A 3,170-nucleotide genomic window follows, 5' to 3' on the forward strand; every position below is an offset into this window, starting at 1 on the left:
GCAACGGGGTCCGGGGCGGAGCCCTGGGCACGGGTCAGGCGGAGGTGAACACGAGGGCGGCGTTGTGGCCGCCGAAGCCGAACGCGTTCGCCAGCGCCGCCGGCACCGGCATGCGGCGCGCGGCGCCCGCGACCACGTCCAGCCCGATCTCCGGGTCCTGGGACTCCAGGTTGCGGGTCGGCGGCACCACCCCCTCGTACACCGCCCGCACCGCCGCGACGGCCCCCACCGCGCCGGCCGCCCCGAACAGGTGCCCCGTCATCGACTTGGTCGCCGTCACCGCCGCATGCGTGCCGACCGCCTCCTCGACCGACCGTGCCTCCACCAGGTCGCCCGCCTGCGTGGACGTCGCGTGCGCGAGCACGAGCGCGACGTCGGCCGGGGCGAGCCCCGCCGAGGCCAGCGCCGTCCGTATCGCGCGTACCTGCCCCGGCGCGTGGGCGGCGGTGATGTGGTGGGCGTCCGAGGTCACCCCGGCCCCCGCCAGCCGCGCGTACACCCGGGCCCCGCGGGCCGCCGCGAACTCCGCCCGTTCCAGGACCACCAGCCCCGCGCCCTCGCCGATGACGAAGCCGTCGCGGCCGGTGTCGAACGGGCGGGAGGCCGCCTCCGGGGCGTCGTTGCGGGTCGAGTGGGCCTTGGCCTGCGCGAACCCGGCCAGCGGCAGCGGGTGCACACAGGCCTCCGTACCGCCGGCGACCACCACGTCGGCCCGGCCGAGCCGGATCAGGTCCAGGGCGAGCGCCAGGGCCTCCCCGCCGGAGGCGCAGGCGCTGACCGGGGTGTGCGCCCCGCCGCGCGCGCCGAGTTCGATGGACACCCAGGCCGCCGGGCCGTTGGCCATCAGCATCGGGACGGTGTGCGGGGAGACCTTGCGCACCCCGGAGGCCTCCAGGACGTCGTCCTGCCCGAGCAGGGTCAGCGCCCCGCCGGTCCCGGTGCCGATCACCACGGCGAGCCGTTCCGGCTCCACCTGCGGCCGTCCCGCGTCGGCCCACGCCTCCCGTGCGGCGACCAGCGCGAGCTGCTCGCACCGGTCCAGGCGCCGCGCCCGCACCCGGTCCAGCACCTCGGCCGGATCCCGCCGCACCCGCCCGGCGATGCGCACCGGGAGCGACGCGGCCCACTCCTCCTCGATGGCGCGGATCCCGTTCTCGCCGCGCAGCATCGCCCGCCAGGTCGTCACGGCGTCGCCGCCGAGCGGGGTGGTGGCCCCCATGCCGGTGACGCAGACCCCGCTGATGTCCTTGCCCATCACAGATCCCCCTTGTGGTCATCCAACAGCCGGTTGGGCTGCCTGATCACCACTGTGCCAAGGCGCAACAACGGTCATGAGCGGGACGATCAATCGATTCATGATCATGAATTTGTAGGGTTCGGCCATGGCGGTATCAGCTCAAGAGGACCGTGACCCCCCAGGCCGCCACCACCGTCAGGCAGGCCATCAGCTCCACCAGCACGCTCGTCCCCACCGCCCGCATCACCGCCCGCACCGAGGCCACCGCCTCCCCGTGCGTCCCCAGCCGCCGCCGCTCGCACAGGTAGATCCCGCCCACGAACCCCGGGACCGCCCCCACCAGCGGGACCACCACGAAGCCGACGAGCGCCCCGGCCCCCATCCGGCGGGTGACCCCGACCCCGCGCAGCCGCCGCGGCGGCAGCCGCCCCTTGACCACCTGGACCACCAGCAGCAGCACCGTCGACCCGGCCAGCAGCGCCCACCCCGGGGCCGTCTGCTCGTGCAGCGCCCACGACAGCACCCCGGCCCAGACCAGCCAGGTCCCCGGGACGCCGGGAACCAGCACTCCCACCACCCCGAGCAGCAGGACCAGCCCCACCAGGAGCAGCTGAGGCAGATCCATGCGCCCAGCGTGCCCGAGGCGCTGCTACCGGGCCACCCAGCCCCGCTCGTACGCGTGCCAGCCGAGCTGGAGCCGGGTGGTCACCCCGGCCAGTTCCATCAGGCCCTTCACCCGGCGCTGGACCGTACGCAGGCCCAGCTCCAGGTGCTTGGCCACGCTCGCGTCCGTCATCCCGGCGAGCAGCAGGGTCAGGATCTCCAGGTCCGTGGTGTCCGGCACGCCGCCCGACTCCTCCGGTGCCCCGGTCGTCCCCAGCCGGAGCGGCACGGCGTCGTGCCAGACCGCCTCGAACAGCCCCAGCAGGGACTCCAGCAGCCCCGAGGCGTGGACCACGAGCGCCGCGGGCTCCGCGCCGGGCGCCGTGAGCGGGACCATGGCGAGGGCGCGGTCCGCGATGACCAGGCTGGTGGGGACCCGTCCCGTCACCCGGACCCGCGCGCCCCGCACCAGCGCCGTCGACGCCTCCCGGATCCCGGTGGGCAGGCCCAGTACGTCCCGTTCGATGACCACCCGGTACGCGACCCCGCGTACGGCGGCCTCCTCCTCCGTCGGCTCGTTCTCCATCCCCGACACGACGAGCGGCCGCGCGCTGGCCAGGGCGCACACCTCCTCCACCGCGCCCAGCTGGATCTGGTGGAAACGGTGCGCGACCGCGCTCGCTCCCGTCACCACCTCCACCAGGTCGTGCACCACCGCGTCCGCCGGCTCCGGCCGGTACTCCCGCGCCAGCAGCTCCGCGGCCCGCTCGGCCAGCTCCAGCTCCTGCCGCTGCCTGCTGAGGAGGGCGCCCAGGGCCACCTCCGGCGGGGCGGCCACCCAGCGGCCGGGGCGGGCCGAGGAGCGGGCCGCCAGCCCCTGCCGTTCCAGGTGCCGCAGGGTCCGCTCCGTCTGCGGTACGGGCAGCGTCAGCCGGCGGGCGAGGTCCGCCGCCTCGGCCGCCCCCAGCGCGACCAGCGCGCGGTACGCCGACTCCTGCCCCTCGTCCAGGCCTATTGCCCCCAGCACCCCGTCCACCCCACTCTCAGAGCCGTTCCGGGCCATCTTCTCCGTACGCCCGGTCCGTTTGCCAAGGTGGCGCCGCCGGGCCGGGGGACCTTTTCGTGCATTCGGGGTTTTCCGCCGCCCGGTGCGGCCGACAATGAGGGCATGAGTCAGCAGGGCGCGCAGGACTGGTGGCAGAAGCTGTACGAGGACCCCGAATCGGGGCCCGGACCGGACCCGGGGGACACGCTCGACCAGCGCTTCCGCTCGGCGTCGGTCCTGGTCGGCGACGAGGCCGCGGCCCCGCCCGGGCCCGGGCCGGAGCCC

Annotated in this window: 3 protein-coding genes; all 3 read right to left on the reverse strand. The window is 75.6% G+C overall.

Going from position 1 to position 3,170, the window contains the following annotated elements:
* Positions 1–34: 34 nt before the first annotated feature.
* Entirely contained in the window at positions 35–1,255 is a 1,221-nt protein-coding gene (locus VR44_RS35760; protein ID WP_045951820.1) for a beta-ketoacyl-[acyl-carrier-protein] synthase family protein, read from the reverse strand.
* A 136-nt stretch (positions 1,256–1,391) separates the two neighbouring features.
* Entirely contained in the window at positions 1,392–1,862 is a 471-nt protein-coding gene (locus tag VR44_RS35765; RefSeq protein WP_045951821.1) for a DUF456 domain-containing protein, read from the reverse strand.
* A gap of 24 nt (positions 1,863–1,886) precedes the next feature.
* Positions 1,887–2,867, reverse strand: a complete 981-nt coding sequence (locus tag VR44_RS35770; RefSeq protein WP_045951822.1) for a helix-turn-helix domain-containing protein — start codon at positions 2,865–2,867, stop codon at positions 1,887–1,889.
* Positions 2,868–3,170 lie beyond the last annotated feature (303 nt).

This window comes from Streptomyces katrae (assembly GCF_000966975.1).
Lineage (GTDB): Bacteria > Actinomycetota > Actinomycetes > Streptomycetales > Streptomycetaceae > Streptomyces > Streptomyces katrae.